The organism is Micromonospora yasonensis (assembly GCF_026013475.1).
GTDB classification, from domain to species: domain Bacteria; phylum Actinomycetota; class Actinomycetes; order Mycobacteriales; family Micromonosporaceae; genus Micromonospora; species Micromonospora yasonensis.
This window is the reverse complement of the sequence record NZ_JAPDPH010000007.1, coordinates 1-16,816: the sequence shown is the minus strand read 5'-3', so window position 1 is coordinate 16,816 and position 16,816 is coordinate 1. Positions and strand designations below refer to the sequence as shown.

At 75.1% G+C, this 16,816-nt stretch carries 21 protein-coding genes; 6 read left to right on the top strand and 15 right to left on the bottom strand.

Annotated features, from left to right (window positions below):
• Positions 1-143 precede the first annotated feature (143 nt).
• From ONA70_RS02995 to ONA70_RS02980, 4 genes are all read right to left on the bottom strand, one after another.
• A complete protein-coding gene (locus tag ONA70_RS02995) occupies positions 144-1,106 on the bottom strand; it encodes a sensor histidine kinase (protein ID WP_265004758.1) in 963 nt (320 codons plus the stop codon).
• Positions 1,103-1,930, bottom strand: coding sequence for an MEDS domain-containing protein (locus tag ONA70_RS02990; RefSeq protein ID WP_265004757.1), 828 nt, complete (start codon positions 1,928-1,930; stop codon positions 1,103-1,105). Before ONA70_RS02990 ends, ONA70_RS02995 begins: the two co-directional genes overlap by 4 nt.
• 109 nt (positions 1,931-2,039) lie before the next feature.
• Positions 2,040-2,510: an SRPBCC family protein gene (locus tag ONA70_RS02985; protein WP_265004756.1), complete on the bottom strand. Its 471-nt coding sequence runs from the start codon at positions 2,508-2,510 to the stop codon at positions 2,040-2,042.
• A complete protein-coding gene (locus tag ONA70_RS02980) occupies positions 2,507-2,827 on the bottom strand; it encodes an ArsR/SmtB family transcription factor (protein WP_265004755.1) in 321 nt (106 codons plus the stop codon). Before ONA70_RS02980 ends, ONA70_RS02985 begins: the two co-directional genes overlap by 4 nt.
• A gap of 107 nt (positions 2,828-2,934) precedes the next feature.
• Here ONA70_RS02980 and ONA70_RS02975 point away from each other — a divergent pair, with 107 nt between their 5' ends.
• Positions 2,935-3,390, top strand: coding sequence for a GNAT family N-acetyltransferase (locus ONA70_RS02975; protein ID WP_265004754.1), 456 nt, complete (start codon positions 2,935-2,937; stop codon positions 3,388-3,390).
• An 11-nt stretch (positions 3,391-3,401) separates the two neighbouring features.
• Here ONA70_RS02975 and ONA70_RS02970 read toward each other — a convergent pair whose 3' ends face one another.
• Entirely contained in the window at positions 3,402-3,917 is a 516-nt protein-coding gene (locus tag ONA70_RS02970) for a 2'-5' RNA ligase family protein (protein ID WP_265004753.1), read from the bottom strand.
• Between the two features lie 82 nt (positions 3,918-3,999).
• Here ONA70_RS02970 and ONA70_RS02965 point away from each other — a divergent pair, with 82 nt between their 5' ends.
• The 3 genes from ONA70_RS02965 to ONA70_RS02955 all read left to right on the top strand — a co-directional run bounded on the left by ONA70_RS02965 (position 4,000) and on the right by ONA70_RS02955 (position 7,071).
• Complete coding sequence (locus ONA70_RS02965) at positions 4,000-4,509, top strand: mycothiol transferase (RefSeq protein ID WP_265004819.1); 510 nt, start codon at positions 4,000-4,002, stop codon at positions 4,507-4,509.
• A gap of 88 nt (positions 4,510-4,597) precedes the next feature.
• The gene (locus ONA70_RS02960) at positions 4,598-4,972 is read left to right on the top strand and encodes an SCP2 sterol-binding domain-containing protein (RefSeq protein WP_265004752.1); all 375 of its coding nucleotides are present in this window, start codon (positions 4,598-4,600) and stop codon (positions 4,970-4,972) included.
• Complete coding sequence (locus ONA70_RS02955) at positions 4,969-7,071, top strand: amylo-alpha-1,6-glucosidase (RefSeq protein ID WP_265004751.1); 2,103 nt, start codon at positions 4,969-4,971, stop codon at positions 7,069-7,071. The genes ONA70_RS02960 and ONA70_RS02955 overlap by 4 nt, the downstream gene beginning before the upstream one ends.
• 12 nt (positions 7,072-7,083) lie before the next feature.
• Here the strand turns inward: ONA70_RS02955 and ONA70_RS02950 are convergent, their stop codons facing one another.
• From ONA70_RS02950 to shbA, 3 genes are read right to left on the bottom strand one after another with little or no spacing between them, the layout of a single operon-like run.
• On the bottom strand, positions 7,084-7,773 hold the full coding sequence (locus ONA70_RS02950; protein ID WP_265004750.1) for a Pr6Pr family membrane protein: 690 nt from the start codon (positions 7,771-7,773) through the stop codon (positions 7,084-7,086).
• On the bottom strand, positions 7,770-8,906 hold the full coding sequence (locus ONA70_RS02945) for a hypothetical protein (RefSeq protein ID WP_265004749.1): 1,137 nt from the start codon (positions 8,904-8,906) through the stop codon (positions 7,770-7,772). Before ONA70_RS02945 ends, ONA70_RS02950 begins: the two co-directional genes overlap by 4 nt.
• Positions 8,903-9,475 (bottom strand): RNA polymerase sigma factor ShbA, encoded by a 573-nt coding sequence (gene shbA, locus ONA70_RS02940; RefSeq protein WP_265004748.1) that lies wholly within the window; start codon positions 9,473-9,475, stop codon positions 8,903-8,905. The genes ONA70_RS02945 and shbA overlap by 4 nt, the downstream gene beginning before the upstream one ends.
• Before the next feature lie 291 nt (positions 9,476-9,766).
• Here shbA and ONA70_RS02935 point away from each other — a divergent pair, with 291 nt between their 5' ends.
• Positions 9,767-10,984 carry a S8 family peptidase gene (locus tag ONA70_RS02935; RefSeq protein WP_265004747.1) on the top strand — a complete coding sequence of 406 codons (1,218 nt, stop codon included), beginning with the start codon at positions 9,767-9,769 and terminating at the stop codon, positions 10,982-10,984.
• Positions 10,985-11,070: 86 nt separating this feature from the next.
• On the opposite strand, the gene ONA70_RS02930 is transcribed toward ONA70_RS02935, so the two are convergent.
• Positions 11,071-11,853 (bottom strand): hypothetical protein, encoded by a 783-nt coding sequence (locus ONA70_RS02930; RefSeq protein ID WP_265004746.1) that lies wholly within the window; start codon positions 11,851-11,853, stop codon positions 11,071-11,073.
• 94 nt (positions 11,854-11,947) lie between these two features.
• Positions 11,948-12,076: a mycothiol transferase gene (locus tag ONA70_RS02925; protein ID WP_406601135.1), complete on the bottom strand. Its 129-nt coding sequence runs from the start codon at positions 12,074-12,076 to the stop codon at positions 11,948-11,950.
• A gap of 116 nt (positions 12,077-12,192) precedes the next feature.
• Between ONA70_RS02925 and ONA70_RS02920 the strand changes: the two genes are divergently transcribed.
• The gene (locus ONA70_RS02920) at positions 12,193-13,101 is read left to right on the top strand and encodes a DUF72 domain-containing protein (RefSeq protein WP_265004745.1); all 909 of its coding nucleotides are present in this window, start codon (positions 12,193-12,195) and stop codon (positions 13,099-13,101) included.
• Between the two features lie 7 nt (positions 13,102-13,108).
• On the opposite strand, the gene ONA70_RS02915 is transcribed toward ONA70_RS02920, so the two are convergent.
• The 5 genes from ONA70_RS02915 to ONA70_RS02895 form a co-directional block, all read right to left on the bottom strand.
• Positions 13,109-13,501, bottom strand: a complete 393-nt coding sequence (locus ONA70_RS02915) for a hypothetical protein (RefSeq protein WP_265004744.1) — start codon at positions 13,499-13,501, stop codon at positions 13,109-13,111.
• 143 nt (positions 13,502-13,644) lie between these two features.
• Positions 13,645-14,358: a hypothetical protein gene (locus ONA70_RS02910; protein ID WP_265004743.1), complete on the bottom strand. Its 714-nt coding sequence runs from the start codon at positions 14,356-14,358 to the stop codon at positions 13,645-13,647.
• A gap of 81 nt (positions 14,359-14,439) precedes the next feature.
• Complete coding sequence (locus ONA70_RS02905) at positions 14,440-15,297, bottom strand: alpha/beta hydrolase family protein (protein WP_265004742.1); 858 nt, start codon at positions 15,295-15,297, stop codon at positions 14,440-14,442.
• A gap of 47 nt (positions 15,298-15,344) precedes the next feature.
• Positions 15,345-16,322 (bottom strand): glycosyltransferase family 9 protein, encoded by a 978-nt coding sequence (locus ONA70_RS02900; protein ID WP_265004741.1) that lies wholly within the window; start codon positions 16,320-16,322, stop codon positions 15,345-15,347.
• A partial coding sequence (locus ONA70_RS02895) for an SDR family oxidoreductase (RefSeq protein ID WP_265004740.1) occupies positions 16,319-16,816 on the bottom strand: 498 nt, incomplete at its 5' end. The genes ONA70_RS02900 and ONA70_RS02895, both read right to left, overlap by 4 nt.

Genomic DNA, 16,816 nt, shown 5'->3' with positions numbered 1-16,816 from the left:
TCGGTTCGCCAGCGCCAGGCCGGCGGATGACCGCCCCGCAGGGCATGATGAGGCGCAACGGTACCGCCGTCGGCGTGCGAGCCCCAGCCCCACCCCGGCCTTCGGCGGTTCCGGACCGGCTCGGGAGCCGTTCCCCCAGCCGGTCAGACCGGGAAGTGCGGGTTCCCCGCGGTCAGCCGGACGGTGAAGCCGCCGTCGTCCTGGTGCAGCGCCACATGGTTGCAGGACTGGTGGCTGATCCACAACCCGAGGCCGCCGGACGCGCCGTTGCCCGCCGGCAGCAGGCCGGCGTACGGGTCCTTCGGGCCGGCCCCGCGGTCGTGCACGGTCACCACGATCCGGTCCGGGCCGCTCCACAGCCGGATCCGGGCCGGTCCGTCACCGTGCCGCAGCGCGTTGGTCACGATTTCACTGACCGCCACCATCAGGTCCTCGACCTCGTCGGCCGGGAGCTGCCCCCGGTCGGCGGCCCGGACGGCGGCGCGGGCCTCGGCCGGGGTCGGGTCGGTCAGCTCGAGCACCGGCGCGGCCCGCTGCACCGGGTCGAGCCGCACCGGCCGTCGTTCCGCCAGGTAGCTCGCGGGTTCGGTGTAGCACCCGGTGGGCACGTGACTGCCGTCCGGCCGGGCCGTCCGGGGATGGGTGCGTGCCACGTCCGCCAGCACCTGCGGTGCGGTGGTCCGGGTGTCGTACGCGCACATGCTCCACAGTGGGAAGTCGTCGTACGCGTGGTTGATGGCCGACTCGTAGCGGGCCCACCAGTCCCAGGTCGCGCCGAGGACGGCAGCCGGCAGCTCGCCGACGATCCGGATCTGCTCCGCGCCCTCGGCGACGTGTCCGGCCAGCAGCGTCCGGTACGCCCTGATCGCGGCGGCCGGGCGGGCGTAGAGGTCGCCACCGGGCAGGAAGGCCACCCCGGAGTCGGCGGGAAGGGCCCGGCGGACCAGTTCCGCGTTGTGTTCGCCGAGACCCACCAGCGTGGGTTCGCCGGCTTCGACCCCGGCGAGCAGGAACGGCACCACCACGGCGAGCAGGTGCTCCTCGGAGTCGTAGCAGACCGCCTCGTGGTAGTAGCCGACGTGCCCGGCCGCGGCGCCGGTCCTCATCGCCCCACCTCGACCCGGACCTCCGGGAGGTCCAGCAGCTCGACCAGTCGGCCGACCGCGGACCGGGAGGTGCGCAGCACGACGTCGGCGCCGTGCCGGCGCGCGTGGTCACGCAGGTGCAGCAGGTTGCGGTGGTCGACGAAGCGCAGCCCGGTCGCGTCGACCAGCAACCGGCCGTCGACACCCCGCGGATCGGCCCGGTCGAGGGCGGCGGCGAAGAGCCGGTCGTTGGACGGGTCCAGCTCGCCGCCGAGCGCGACAACCGTCTCGCCGGTCGCCGCGTGCAGCCGGAACAGCACCTCCGCATTGGTCTCCGGGTGCAGGCAGGCCAGCTCCGCGATCGCGGGGCCGCCCAGCTCCCGCCGGTCGTACGCGCAGGTCACCGACAGCGGCCGGCGGCGGATGTAGTGGTCCATCAGGTGCTCGTAGCGGGCGAAGGTGTCGCGCTGGGCGGCGGTGCGGACGAGCGTGGTCGCCTCGGCCACCACCCGCAGCCCGGTGTAGCCGGCGGCCAGCGCCTCCTCGGTGGCGGCGTCGTACACCCGGACCTGGGCCTGCGGGTCGACGACCCCGCCGGAGCGGTACATCTGCGCGACGGAGAGGAGTCGCAAGGCGCCCTGGCGCAGCGCGGCGTCGCGGCCGGGCAGCCGGTCCAGCCGGCGGGCCAGTTCGTCCGGCGCGCCCGGGGCGATCAGGGCGACCCGCTCGCCGGCGGCGAGCCCGGCTGCGAGGTACCCCACTGCCCAGGCGTCGAGCCCGGCCGGGTCGTCGTACGCCAGGCAGACGTGACCGTAGGCCGTGGCCGGCGTGCTTCCGCTGGTCACCAGGTCTGCCTCATCTGGCAAGTGTAGGCCTGACTGGCGGAACGGCCACGCCGGCCCGTTACCGCCCCGGCCCGGCGGAGGTGTTGCCGGACCGGGCCGGGCCGGGGCGTCAGACCGTCCTGGCGTACTCGCGCAGGCCGGCGGGCCAGCCGCCGTCGCTGCCGACCCCGTTCCGGACGCTCTCCCAGCCGGGGCCGTGCGCGTCCAGTCGATCGTGCACCAGGTCGACCCGGGTCCCGGTGCCTTCCGGGGAGAAGGTGACGGTGACCCGGCTGCTGGGCGCGTCGGGAGCGGGGATGCCCCAGTCGGGGCCGATGAGCCAGGAGAACGCGAAGGTGCGCGGCGGGTCCCAGGTCAGCACCCGGCCCCAGGCGCAGACGTCCCCGGCGTCGTTCTCCTCCCACAGGCGACCGCCCACGCGCGGCTCGACGCCGATTTCCTTGAGTGTGCCGGGCTGGACGTGATGCGAGCGGTCCCACCACCGGTCCATGCCGGCGGTGAAGACCTCGAAGGCGCGCTCGGGCGACGCCTCGACGTGGACGCTGGTGCGTACGGCGGTGTCGGTGTCTGCGGTGGTCACTGATCCTCCTCGGGAGGGTTCTCGACGGCGTCCGCGAACGCCGCCAGGGCCTGCTGCCAGAACTGTTCGAAGTAGCCGCGCACGGCGGCCAGACCCCGTGGGTCCAGCGTGTAGACGCGGCGGGTGCCGACGGCCGTCGAGGAGACCAGGGCGGCCTCCTTGAGCACCTTGAGGTGCTGGGACACCGCGGGACGGCTGACCGGCAGGTCGGCCGCGATCTCGGCGACCGAACGTGGCCCGGCGGCGAGGAGTTCGAAGACGGCACGCCGGGTCGGATCGCCCAGCGCGTCGAGCATCCGTCCTTGGTAAGTGGCCACGAACGGTAAGTCTAGGCTTTCCGATGCGCCTGTCAACCCGGCGGACCGGTGGGCGTGGCCCGGAAACCGGTGGCCCGGCGGTCGTCGGGGACCGCATCCTGGCCGGCGTGACGACGGTACGAGAACTGACCGCCCGGGACTGGCCGGCGCTCTGGCCGATGCTGTGCGACATGGGGGTCGGGCAGGATCCGCCGGCGGTGCACCGGCAGCGGTTCCTGGACCTGCTCGCCGATCCCCGCTGGGCGCTGCTCGGCGCGGTGGACGCCGACGGGCTGACCGGGTACGCCGCCGCCCAGGACCACGGTCCGCACCTGCGTTCGGGTGACGCGCACCGCACCGTCCGCCTGCACGACCTCTACGTACGCCCGGACCGGCGCCGGTGCGGGGTGGGCGCGGCGCTGCTCGCGGCGGTGTCTGAGTGGGCGGCCGGGCGGGTCCGGCACCTGGAGTGGCAGGCCCACCGCGAGCTTGCCGCGCCCTTCTACGAGCGGCTCGGCCACCGCGGCGAGCCGTGCCCGCAGCCGGAGTACCCGACCTTCCTGGTCGACTTCGGGCCGCGCTGACCCCCGGCGGGTCAGGGGAGCGGGTGGGAGATGCCCCGGGCGTGGTCGGTGACGGACGCGCCGACCACGGTGGCGGTCAGCGGCAGCACCTCCAGGCAGCGGCGTACCGCGGCGGCCATCAGCGCGTTCGGCACCCGCATGGACAGCGTGCAGTGCGGCACCCACCGGCCCGGCTGGTAGTGCTCGACCAGGTCGATGCCGGCCCGGGCGAGCCGGTGGTGCACCTGGGCGTGGTGGGACAGCAGGTCGGCCGTGGGACTTGGCCCGAGCCAGAGCACCCGCCCGACGAACTGGCCGGCGTGCTGGAACTCCAGCCGCAACGGGGCGGCCACCACCATCCCGGCGAGCGCCTCGGCGACCCGTTCCGGGTCGAAGCGCGGGGCCACCGCGAGCGAGACGTGCGGCCGGTGCCGCTGCTCGAGCAGGGACTTCATGCTCTGCACGCCCTCGGACTCCAGCGCGTCCCAGAGCACCCGGATCCGCCGGGTGGCGTCGGTGTCGAGATACAACTCCAGCGCCGCGACCACATGATCAGCCTAGGGCGAGGTTTGCCCGGCCGTGCGCGCGGTACTGCCCGAGGTGGCACCGACGGCGGAGGAGCGTGGACCTGTGGACGTGAACGACCTGCTGACCGAGGCGTACAGCCGGCTGCCCGACCTGGTCGAGTCGGCGGTCGGCGGGATGAGCGCGGAGCAGCTGCGACGGGCCCCGGCCGCCGGCGCGAACCCGGTGGGCTGGCTGGTCTGGCACCTGACCCGGATCCAGGACCACGGCGTGTCCGACGTGCTGGGGGAGCAGCAGCTCTGGGTCACCGGCGACTGGGCGGGCCGGATCGGACTGACCGCCGATCCCGACGACACCGGCTTCGGGCACGGGCCCGAGCAGATCGCCGCCGTCCGGCCGGCCGACGGCCGGCCCCTCGTCGACTACCACCGGGCGGTGGTCGACCGGACCCTGGCGTACCTGCGCGGCCTGCGGCCGACCGACCTCGACCGGGTGGTGGACGAGAACTGGGACCCGCCGGTCACCCTCGGCGTGCGGCTGCTGAGCCTGCTGGAGGACGATCTTCAGCACGCGGGCCAGGCCACGTACGTACGCGGGCTCATCCAGCGGGGCTGACCACCACCTGCCCTCACCTGGATCGGGTGAGTTGGACTCACCCTGCCGCCGGGGAACCCTGTGGGGACGACCGGAGACGGGAGGACCCATGCGCAGCTCGGCGGTGGAGCACCTGGAGACGCGGGTGGCCGGTTGGCACCCTGACCTGCCGGAGAACACGGCCGGCAGCCTCCGGCTCGACCTGCGCGACGACGGGCGGACCCAGCACTGGTATCTGACCATCGACGGGCAGGAGGTCCGGGTCACCCGTTCCTCGGACGACGCCGAGCTGGTGGTCCGCGCCGACCGGGAGGTCTTCGACCGGCTCAGCGAGGGGCGCCTGCACCCGGCGGCGGCGCTGCTGCGCAACGACCTCACGGTGCAGGGCAACCTGCGGCTGCTGCTGGCCCTGCGCCGGCTCTTCCCGGGCCCGGCGGCGGCTCAGCACCCCCGCGTCGTGAGCTGCGGAGGGGGCGGTCGATGAAGCACGAACTGCTCCACATCCTTGCCGGCAACTCCTTCGCCATGGGCGACACGCAGGGCGACATGGAGATCGACCCGTACGCCCCGATCGGCCTGTGGTCCTTTGACACCCGGTTCGTGTCCCGCTGGGTGCTCACCGTCGGCGGGGAGCGGCTGCACGCCCTGTCCCGGGACGAGCTGGCCTCCTTCGAGACCCGGTTCGTGCTGGTCCCCGGCACCGCCAGCCACTACGTGGACGCCGACGTGTCGGTGATCCGCCACCGGTCCATCAACGACAGCTTCAACGAGCGGATCACCGTGCTCAACCACTCGGCCGAACCGGCCGAGTTCACCGTACGGATGGAGATCGGCAGCGACTTCGCCGACACCGCCGAGATCAGTCGTCCCGTGCCCCGCCGGACGGCCATCACCGCTGATCCGGCCCGCCGCCAACTGCGGCTCTGCTACCAGCGGGAACGGTTCGTCCGGGAGGCCGTCGTCACCAGCACCGAGCCGGTGGAGGTCGACCAGCACGGGATGACCTTCCGGATCCGGGTCGCGCCGAACGGCGAGTGGCACACCGACCTGCACGTCGCCATGATCATCCACGGGGCCGGCGGCCAGGACCTGCGGGCCAGCCTGACCGCCCACCGGCGGCAGGTCCGCCGGGACATGCGAGAGGACCTGGCCCGGTGGTTCGACCACGCCCCGCAACTCGTCGCGGAGCGCGAGTTCCTGGAGTCGGCGTACACCCAGGCGCTGACCGACCTGGCCGCGCTGCGGTACATGCCGCTGTCGTACCGCGAACGGGTGCCGGTGGGCGGTCTGCCCTGGGCGATGGCGCTCTACGGCCGGGACGCCATGATCACCTGCCTGCAGACCCTGCCGTTCACCCCCGAACTGACCCCGCCGACGCTGCGCCTGCTCGCGCTGCTGCAAGGCGGCCAGCTCGACGACTACCACGACGAGGAGCCGGGGAAGATCCTCGCCGAACTGCGCTACGGCGAGGCGGCCGCGTTCGGCGAGCAGCCCACCGCGGTCTACTACGGCGCCGTCGACACCACCCCGCTCTTCGTGGTCCTGCTCGACGAGTACGAGCGCTGGACCGGCGACGCCCAACTGGTCCGGCAGTTGCGCCACCCGGCCCGGATGGCGCTGGACTGGATCGACGAGTACGGCGACCTGTGCGGCGACGGCTATCTGCGCTACCAGCCGCGCAACACGGTGAACGGGGTGGCCAACCAGACCTGGCGCAACTCGCCGGAGGCCGTCGTGGACCGGCACGGCCGCCAGCCCGCCTTCCCCCGGGCCACCAGTGAACTCCAGGGGTACGCGTACGACGCGAAGCTCCGGGGCGCCCGGCTGGCCCGCGAGTTCTGGGACAACCCGACGTACGCCGACCGGCTGGAGGCCGACGCGGCGCGGCTGCGCGAGCGGTTCAACCGTGACTTCTGGCTGCCCGACCGCGGCTACTACGCGTTCGCGCTGACCCCCGACGGGGAACCGGTCGACGCGCTCACCTCCAGCCTCGGCCACCTGCTCTTCACCGGCATCGTCGAGCCGGAGCGGGCGGACGCCCTCGCGGCGCACCTGTCCGGGCCGGACCTGTTCTCCGGCTGGGGAGTGCGCACCTACGCCGCCGGCCAGCGGCCGTACAATCCGGTCGGCGCGCACCTGGGCGCGGTCTGGCCGCCGGACAACGCGCTGATCGCGGCCGGCCTGCGCCGCTACGGGCACCACGCCGAGGCGGCCCGGATCGCCGCCGGCATGTTCGCCGTGATGGAGACGCTCGGCGGCTCGGTGCCCGAGGTGATCGCCGGCTACTCCCGCGACGTGACCAAGTACCCGGTCCAGCTCCCGGCCGCCGGCCGGCCGCAGTCGTGGGCCTCCGGCGGGCTGCTCATGCTGCTCGCCACCATGCTCGGGCTGCGCCCCTGCGACGGCAACCTGGCGGTGGACCCAACGATCCCGGAGGGGTACGGCCAGATCGAGCTGCTGGACGTGCCGGGCCGCTGGGGCCGGGCCGACGCCTACGGCCGGGAGCGGCCCGCCGACCGGCGCCGCCCCCACCGCCGGGTCGGCCCGGAGCCGGATCAGCAGCCCGGCGCCGGCGTCTGGTAGGCCGGCACCGGATCATCGGGCTGCGGCCCGGGGCTGCTCGGGTTCCGCCGCGCCGGCGGGCGCCGGCACCGCCCGGGTACGCCGGGCCAGGCCCTTGTCGATGCCGACGAAGAGGAGTCCGAGCAGCCAGAACGCGAACGCGAAGACGACCGAGGAGAGCGCGACCCCGGTGTAGCCCAGCTCGCCGGCGTCGATGAACGGGTACGGGTAGCGGTGCACGATCAGGCCGCGCACCAGGGCGAACCCGAGGTACGCCAGCGGGAACGCCAGCCACCAGGCGGCGTACCGGAGGCGGAGCCGGCCGCGCCCGTCGAACAGCGCCCAGTCGGCGACCGCGAGCAGCGGTACGACGGTGTGCAGGAACTGGTTGCCCCACCACTCGCCCAGCTCCCGGTGCGGCTGGATCATGGCGAACGGGCTGGCCGGGTTGGCCAGCACCAGGTGGTAGACCGTGCCGGTGATGGTGATGTAGAGCGTCACCGCCCCCTTGAGCGCCGACCGCGGCTCCGGCCGGCCCTGCCAGGCCCGCCAGGCGGCGTACCCGGCGAAGGCGCCGACCGCCACGTTGCTCTGGATGGTGAAGTAGGGCAACAGGCCGGTCACCGTGGCCGGGCCGAGGGCGGTGAGCACGATGCCGGCCACCACGCTGAGCACGATGGCCAGCCGGAAAGGGATCGCCAGTCGTCGACGCCGCGGAGTCACCGGGGCAAGTTAGCAGCCGGTACGGCGGCGGGTGCCTCGCCGGGCCCGGCTGCCGGTCGGGCCGGCGCGGCCCGGTCCGGTGTCTTCGTGGCGGCCGCCGCGCCAGCTCCAGGGGAGGTGGGCGTGCTCCGCGCCGGTCGACCGCCTTCCGTGGCCGGGATGTCCGTCGGCGGGCCCGCGTCGGTGGCGGATACGCCCGGCTGGCCCGCCGGTCGGCCGGTGCCGCCGCCCGGGTCGTCCGCCGGCTGGCTGGCCTGGGTGACGGGCGTGGCCACGGCAGGGGCGGTCGCGGGCGGGGCGGGGTGGCTCGGTTGGTCGGGCGCGGCCGGCGACGCCGGCCGCGCCGGCCCGGCTCCGTCGTCGGGCAGCACCACCGCCGACGGGGTCACCGCTGTCGGATCGCTCACCGGCTGCCCGGCCGACGGGGGCGCCAGCGGGGCACCCGGCAGGGGCGCCGGTGGGGTGGGGCTCGCCGGCCCGGCGGCCGCCGGCAGGCGGCCCCGCAGGTCGTCGAGGTCGGTCCGCAACCGGCCGGCGCGCCGGTCGTCGCTGAGGTGGGCGAGGAGGGTGGCGGCCCGCTCCAGGTCGGCGCGGGCCTCGGCGTACCGGCCGGCGCCCAGGTCGCGCCGTGCCTGCTCCAGCAGTTGGTCGATCTCGCGTTCGGTGACCAGGGACTCGGCCCGTTCCGTCCAGACCAGTTCGGTGACCGGCCAGAGCAGCCCGTCCGGCTCGGCCCGGGCCGCGCCCAGCCAGACACCGCCGGTCATCGCGACGACGGTGAGGGCGGCTCCGGACAGCATCCGCGCCCGTCGGCGGGCGGTCCGTCCGGCACCGGGCCGCGCCCGTCGGAGACCGGCCGCCGGCCCGGTGGACCCGTGGTCCGTCCGGTCGGTGCCGTCGTCCACATCGGGCCGTCCCGTCGCGGCGGCCGGCCGCGGCTCGGGCGGTGCCGGCCGGGCGGCGGCGGCCTCCACCCGGGCGGCGCGGGTCTCGATCGCGGTGTGCCAGCCGGCCAGCAGGGCGGCCACCGGGTCCTCGGGCGGCGGTGGCGCGCCGCGGCGGAGCGCGTCGAGCAGCGCGTCGTCGCGCAGCACCGGGTCCTCGGGCTCCGGCCCGGCGCCGGCGCGGTTCACCGAAGCACCCCCGCCACGGAGTCACCGGCGAGGGCGCGCAGCCGGGTCAACGCCCGGTGCTGCGCCAGCCGTACGGCCCCAGCGGTCATACCGAGCACCGTACCGACCTCGTCGGCCGTCATGCCGACGCCCAGGCGGAGCACCAGGATCTCGCGGTGGGTCGCGGGCAACTGGGCGAGCAGTCCGGAGAGGCGGGCGCCGAGGTCGGCGATGACCGCCCGAGGCTCCGGGCCGGGATCGGGGTCGACGGTGTCGGGCAGCTCGGCGACGCTCTCCGTGCGGTCGCGGCCGGCGGCCCGGCAGGCGTCGGCCACCTTGCGGGCGGCGATGCCGTACACGAATGCGAGGAACGGGCGGCCCTGGTCGGTGAAGCGGGGCAGCGCGCGCAGCACCGCGAGGCAGACCTCCTGGGCGACGTCCTCGGCCGTGGCCCCGCCGGCGCCGACGTGTCCTAGCCGGGCCAGGCTGTAGCGCACCACGATCGGCCTGATCTGGCCGAGCACCCGCGCCACCGCCACGGAGTCACCGGCCACGGCCCGCCGGACGAGGTCGGGATCCGGTGTGTCCATCGAGGTCAACGACGCCCTTCCGCTGTGCGTGGCTCGACGGTAACCGGCCGCCGTCGTACCGCCAAGGGGGCGGGTGAAACACCGCACCGGCCGCCGGCGATAACCCGACAGGAGCCGCATGCGCGTTCCTCCGACCTGGCGTTTCCGACGCCGGGTCAGTCGTTGTGCGGCTTTTCCCACAAATTGATATATTTCCAATAACAAATGGCCGGCGGCTCTGGTCCACGGGTTGCCGGCTGCGCCAGCCTCGATCCGGGCCGACCGGCCCGATCGCACGTGGAGAGGAACCGCATGCGCAAGACACTGGGCGTCGCGATGCTCACCGGCATCGTCGTCGCCGCCTCGGCCACCGGCGCCACCGCCGCCCCACGGGCCGAGGTGCAGACCGGCTACATCGTCGTACTCCGCGCCGACGCGAACTCGTCGTCGGTCGCCGCCGAGCAGGCTCGGGCGACCGGCGCCACCGTGGGCCACGTCTACGAGCACGCCCTGCGTGGCTACTCGGCCCGGATGAGCGCCACCGCCGCGGCTCGCATCGCCCGCGACTCGCGGGTGCTCTTCGTCCAGCCCGACAGGGTGGCGACGGCCGACGCCCAGACCACGCCGACCGGCATCAACCGGGCCGACGCGGAACTGAGCCCGACCGCGAAGATCGACGGCGCGGATGAGCGGGTGAACGTCGACGTCGCCGTCATCGACACCGGCATCGACCTGACCCACCCCGACCTCAACGTCTACACCGCCGGCGCGAAGAACTGCTCCACCGGCAACAGCGCCAACGACGGCAACGGCCACGGCTCGCACGTAGCGGGCACCATCGGCGCGCTGGACAACGGCATCGGCGCGGTCGGTATGGCCCCGGGCGCCCGGGTCTGGCCGGTCCGGGTGCTCAACAACGCCGGCAGTGGGACCTTCTCCGACATCATCTGCGGCATCGACTACGTGACGGCGCACGCCAGCGAGATCGAGGTCGCCAACATGAGCCTCGGCGGCTCCGGTTCCGACAGCGCCTGCGGCAGCAACAAGGACGCGATGCACGAGGCGATCTGCAAGTCGGTCGCGGCCGGCGTGACCTACGTCGTGGCCGCCGGCAACGAGACCGACAACGCGGCCAACCACGTGCCGGCCGCGTACGACGAGGTCATCACCGTTTCCGCGCTGGCCGACTTCAACGGTCTGCCGGGCGGCGGCGCGGCGCCCACCTGCCGCACCGACGTCGACGACACCATCGCCGACTTCTCCAACTACGGCGCCGACGTCGACCTGATGGCTCCGGGTGTCTGCATCTACTCGACCTGGAAGGGCGGCGCCTACAACACCATCTCCGGTACCTCGATGGCCAGCCCGCACGTCGCCGGTGGCGCCGCGCTCTACAAGGCGACCCACCCGACGGCCACGCCGAGCGCGGTCAAGTCGGCCCTCCAGGCGGCCGGTACGACCAACTACAGCTGGCCGGCCGGCGACCCGGACGGCATCCAGGAGAAGCTGCTGAACGTGGCCACGTTCTGACCGTCGACGCCTCGGCCGTGCCGACCCGCCCGGGTCGGCACGGCCGAGGCCGGTCCGGCACCGCTCGGTGCCGGGTCGGGCCGATCTCAGTGCCGGGTCGGGCCGATCGAGGCGGGCTGGTTCCCGGCCGGACCCGCCGGACCGGACGGTTGCGAGGTCGGCGTGACGGTGACCGCTGGGGCGGGGGTGCGCTCCGGTTTGCCGGTGACCCGGCCGCTCGGCTCGGCGTCCGGTCGCTTCGTCTCGCCGCCGGTGGACCCGCTCGGCTTGCCCGGCCTGTCCAGCAGCCGGTTGCAGTAGCTGGCGACCTTCTCCCGACCACCCGCTGCCGTGACCAGCTCCGCGAAGCGCGGGGACTCCAGCGCCTGGCGCCGGCTCTCGTCCGGCTCGCTCCGGTAGGCAATGCAGAGCCCGGCCAGGGCGGGCGTGCCGCCCGGCGCGTCGGTCCGGTTCGCGCCCGGGGTTCCGGAGGCGCTGGGGCCGGACGTGGGGGCGGGGCCGCTCGTGGTGCTGGTGCCCGGCGTGGTGGCCGGGTCGCGACCCAACGGGCCGGGCATCGTGCCGGTGACGGCGGCCAGCGCCACGCCGCCGGTGGCGGCCGCGACCAGCGCGGCCAGGGCGACCTTGGCACCGAGCAGGCCGGCCAGGAACCGTCGGCCGGGACGGGCGGCCAGCACCGGCGCCGATCCGGCTCGCGCCAGGCGGAACGCCTGGAGGGCAGCCGCCTCACCGCTCAGCTCGTGCGGTCGGGGGGCGGCGCGGACGGCGGCGAGGAGCTGGACGAGCACCTCCGGACCGTCCGGCGCGTGGGCGACGGGACCGACGAGCAGGCGCTCGACGGTCTCCTGGTCCATACGGTGTGCGTTCATCTCGTGTCCCTCAGCGCCGCCACCGGTCGTGACGTCACATCCGGACCCCGCCCGAAGCGCATCTCAGATTGTGAGATCCATCACTGCCCGGGATTCAGCCCATCGTCTTGGCCCCGTCGATCGATTCGCGAAGGATGTCGGCGTGACCGGCGTGCTGCGCGGTCTCCGCGATCACGTGCAGCAGCACCGGCGTACCGACCAGCTGGCTCCCGGCTCGAACCACGGCGCGACCGGTAGCGGTTGCGCGGCGTCCAGGTCGAGGGTGCCGACCAGCGCGTCGGCCTCCACACCGGGCCACCCCGGTTGCCGATCCGGCCACGTCGGGGTGCACTGAATTACATGGGTGTCATCAAGGTGGGCACGTCCTCCTGGGCCGACCAGGGGCTGGTCCGTTCCGGCTGGTACCCCCGCGCCGTCAACACCCCCGCCGGTCGCCTCGGCTGCTACGCGCAGCGGTTCGGCCTGGTCGAGGTGGACACGTCGTACTACGCCATCCCGCTGCCGGAGACCGCCGAGGGCTGGGTGGCGGCAACCCCGCCCGGGTTCACCTTCGACGTCAAGGCGTTCCGCCTCTTCACCGGCCACCACACGCCGGTCGCCGCGCTGCCCCGGGAACTGCGACCGGCCGGCGGCGCGAGCCGGATCCGCTGGCGGGATCTGTCCGCCGGGGCGAACGACGAGCTCTGGGACCGGTTCCACGCGGCGCTGGCGCCGATCGCGGCGGCCGACCGGCTCGGCGCGGTGCTGCTCCAGTTCCCGCCCTGGCTGGCCCGGGGCGACGCGGCCAAGCGGCGGATCCTGGCCGCGGCCCGGCGGTGCCGGCCCTTCCGGGTCGGCGTCGAGCTGCGGCACTCCTCCTGGTTCGCCGACGACGCGATGGCCGACACGGTGACGTTCCTCGGCGAGCACGGGCTCGGCTACGTGTGCGTGGACATGCCACAGGGGCACGTCTCGTCGGTGCCGCCGATCCTGGTCGCCACCACCGACCTCGCGGTGGTCCGCTTCCACGGGCACAGCACCGCCTGGGAGAGCGGCGACAAACAGGAGAAATTCCGGTACGCCTACGGTGCGGAGGAGCTGCGCCGCTGGTCCGTGCTGCTGCACGAGCTGGCCGACCAGTGCGCCGAGCTGCACGTGCTGATGAACAACTGCTGCGACGACCAGGCCCCGCGGGACGCGGCCCGGCTCGCCGAGCTGCTCGGCGTGGTGCCCACCGGCCACCCGGCCGGCGCCCGACCCGGCCGGTGATCCGTGGTCAGCCGCGCCGGCGGAACCCCTCGGGGTGCATTCCGGTGGCCTCCTCCAGCGCGTTGTCCGGCAGGTCCCCACCGGCGCTGTCGTCCGGGAAGGTACGCGCCGACGGCGCCGGATCCGGCGGCGCGCCCGGTCCGGCCTCCGGGTAGCGGGTGGGCTCGACCGAGCCGAGTCCGTGCCGGCCGGCCTTCGGGCCGTCCGGCCCGGCGCCCGCCGCGCGGCGCTCCCCGCGGCGCCCCTCCGGCACCGCGTTCTCCTCGCTGCCCTCGTCCATGGGCGCGTCCTCGCCCGCGCCCCACGGCGGGTCGGCGTCGAAGCCGTCGGTGGTGCCCCACGGGGCGGCCGCCTGCGGCCCGCTCCCGTCGCCCGTACCCGGTCGCTTCTTGCTGCTCATGGCCCACCTCACCTGGCTTGGCTTCCCGTCCGCGCTGATTGCCCGCCGGCCGCCCGGTCATGCCGCGCCGTCCGGACCCCGCCCCCGGGTACGCCGCGTGGCCGGCGGCCCACCCCGATGTGAGTCGCCGGCCACCCGGCGGGTCACCGGCCGGCCGTCATCAGCCGTCGCTTGGCCACGCCCATCGCGGCGATCGAACCGATCGCCTTCGGTCCCGGCGTGGCAAACGCGGCGAGCTTGCCGATCGTCTTCGGCCCGGGCGTGGCGATGGCGGCCACCTTGCCGACCGTCTTCGGCTTGGACATCAGCCCGCCCGCCCGGCCGAGCAGCCCCCGGAACACCTGGCCCGGCCGCTGCTGCTCGCTCATGTACGCGGTCACCACCACCAGCGCGCCGGTCAGCGCCGGGATCGCCCACTGGAGCAGCTTCATCTGCCGCTGACAGGAGGCGACGTTCGCCGGGGTCTGGTAGCTCGGTTCGGTGGCCCCCTCGACGGGCGGTCCGCCCGCCTTCGCCAGCCTCATGCCGAGCAGCCGGCTGTAGCCGGTCACCGCCAACGCGCCCACGGTCAGCGCGGTCTTCACCGCGCTCATCCGGGCCACCCCGGCCTGGGCGGCGACCCGCGGGCTCTCGGTGACCATCTCGCCGACCGCGCCGGCCAGGTGGGTGCCGATGGCCGCCGCGTTGACCGGGGTCCACCGCGCCCAGCCCGCCGAGGCCACCGGCAGGCGCTGCGTCGAGTCCTCGAGCTGGGCCGCCGCCCCGTTGACGCCGAGCGCCCCCATCAGTGAGCCGCCGAACCAGGCCGCCAGGCCCAGATCGTGCATGGAGCGCAACGCCGTGTGCCGTTCGGACATCTGATCCCCCTCCACCGTGTTCGGGCGGTGCCGCATACCCGCGTTGCGGCGGACTACGCGCCCGATCTCCGCGGCCAAGCCTCAGCGGTGCGGCAGGCCGGCGGCGAACGCGGCGACCCGGGCGGCCAGCGGGGCGGCGGCGCGGACCCAGGTGAAGTGGTCCAGCGGGCCGCCCGCCTCGGCGACGGTGTAGCGGTGCCGGGTCACCGGCGCGGCGGCGAGCTTGCCGCACAGGTGGTCCAGCGTCTCGTGCGGGGTGTACTGGTCGTCGTCCACGCTCACCGCCAGGACCGGGGTGGCCATCCGGGCCACCGCCGCCTCGGCGTCGACCCCGTCGAGCACCGGGAACCGGCCGGTCCGCGCGGTGTACGCCCAGTCGCGGATCACCCCGCGCGCCTGCCGGCCGCCGAACCCCCAGCCCGGCCAGACGCCGAGCACTCGGGCCACCGCCGCGATCCCCTGGGTGTACGGCAGCACGCCCCAGCCGCGCCGCCCCGGGTAGCCGCGCCACCACGGGAGGCCGACCGCCACCAGGGCCAGCCCGTCCACCCGCTCGGCGTCGTGCAGGGCCTGGTGCAGCACCGCGACCTGCCCGCCGAGGGAGTGCCCGAGCAGCACCCGGGTCCGCCCGTCCAGCCGCGGCTTGAGCGCGTCGAGCACCGCGCCGACGTCGGCGGCCAGTTCCGCGTAGCCGTACCGGCAGGTGCGGGCGGGGGCGGGCGTGCTCTCGCCGGTGCCGCGCAGGTCGGCCACGATCACGGCGAGCCCGGCCTCGCGCAGCGCGGCGGCGAACGGCCGGTACCAGCGGGCCCGGACGCCCATCGCTGGCCAGATCAGCACCACCGGCGCGCCGGGCGGCCCGGCCGGCTCCGGGTAGATCTGGACGCCGATCCGCGCCCCGTCGACGTCCACGAACTCCTGGGTGTACTCCGCGCTCACCGGCCCAGCGTACGGCGCGAGGCTACCGGCGGGTAGGAAAGGGTGGCTCAGCCGGCGGCGGAAACGACCGGCGCGGCCTGGCGCGGCACGCCCGGCCGGCAGAGCGTGGCCCGCTCCACCCGGTTCACCGCGCCCAGCACGGTCGGCACGTCCAGCTCGGCCAGGGCGGGGTGCGCGCCCGTGCCGTCGCCGGACGGCCGGTGACCCACCCAGAGCGCCTGGTGCCACGGCCGGTCCGGCGGCGGTCCCCAGTGCGCCGGCGGGACCGGGCCGAAGAGCAGCACCGACGGGGTGGCGTAGGCGGTGGCCAGGTGACCGATGCCGGTATCGCCGGCCAGCACCAGCCGGGCGTGGGCGACCAGCGCGGCCAGCTCACCGAGGCCGGTGGCCCCGGCCAGCACCGCGTCGGCCGGCAGGCCGGCCCGGCGGGCCACCTCGTCGGCGATGCCCCGCTCGCCCGGGTTCCCGGTCACCACCACCCGGTGGCCGCGCCCGGCCAGGCCCCGGGCCACCGCCGCGAACCGCTCCGGCGGCCAGCGGCGCGGGCCGGCCTTCGCGCCCGGGTGCACGATGCTCACCCCGGTCGGCAGCCCGCCCGCACCGGGCCGGCGCAGCGCCAGGTCGGCCCGGTCGGCCGGAACGCCGTACCAGGCCAGCAGCCGGCACCAGCGGTCCACCTCGTGCTCGTCGGCCCGCCACGGCGGCCCGTCGAGGTGCCCGGCCTCGGCGTTGGCGAAGGCGTACAGCCGACCCGGCTGGGTGGCGGCCAGCACCCGGTGCGACTGCGGGCCCCGGCCGTGCAGGTTGACCGCCAGGCGGGGCGGGGGGCCGGGCCACCCGAGGTGGCCCAGCCCGTCCGCCTCGACCAGCCGGTCCACCCCGCCGACGAGGTCGACCAGCGGGGCCAGCCAGCGCGGCGCGACCAGCGCCAGCTCCTCGCCCGGGTACGCGGCGCGCAGCGCACGCAGCGCCGGAACCGCAGTCGCGAGGTCGCCGACGCCGAGCGCCCGGAGCACGAGGATCACGGGTACGAGGACTCCTGCTCGGCGCAGACCACCAGCTCGCGTACGGCGCAGCCGGGCGGCTGGGAGAGCGCGAACAGGACCGCCTCGGCGGTGTCCGCCGGGTCGTTGAGGATGGCGTCCGGGCCAGGCTTGTACTTCTCGTCCCGGTCGTCGAAGAAGGCGGTGCGCATCCCGCCCGGGATCAGCAGGGTCACGCCGACCGTGCCGGCCAGCTCGGCGGCGAGCGCCCGGGTGAAGCCGACCACCCCGAACTTCGCCGCGCAGTACGCGGTCGCGTCGCTGACCGCCTTGACGCCCAGCGTGGACGCCACGGTCACCACCGTGCCGTGCCCGCGTTCCAGGTACGGCACGGCCGCCCGGACCACCGCGGCGGTGCCGAGCAGGTTGACCCCGACGATCCGGTCCCAGGCGGCGCCGTCGAGGTCGGCCAGCCGGCCGGGCACGTCCATGCCGGCGGCGGTGACCACGCCGGCCAGGCCGCCGGCCTGCTCGGC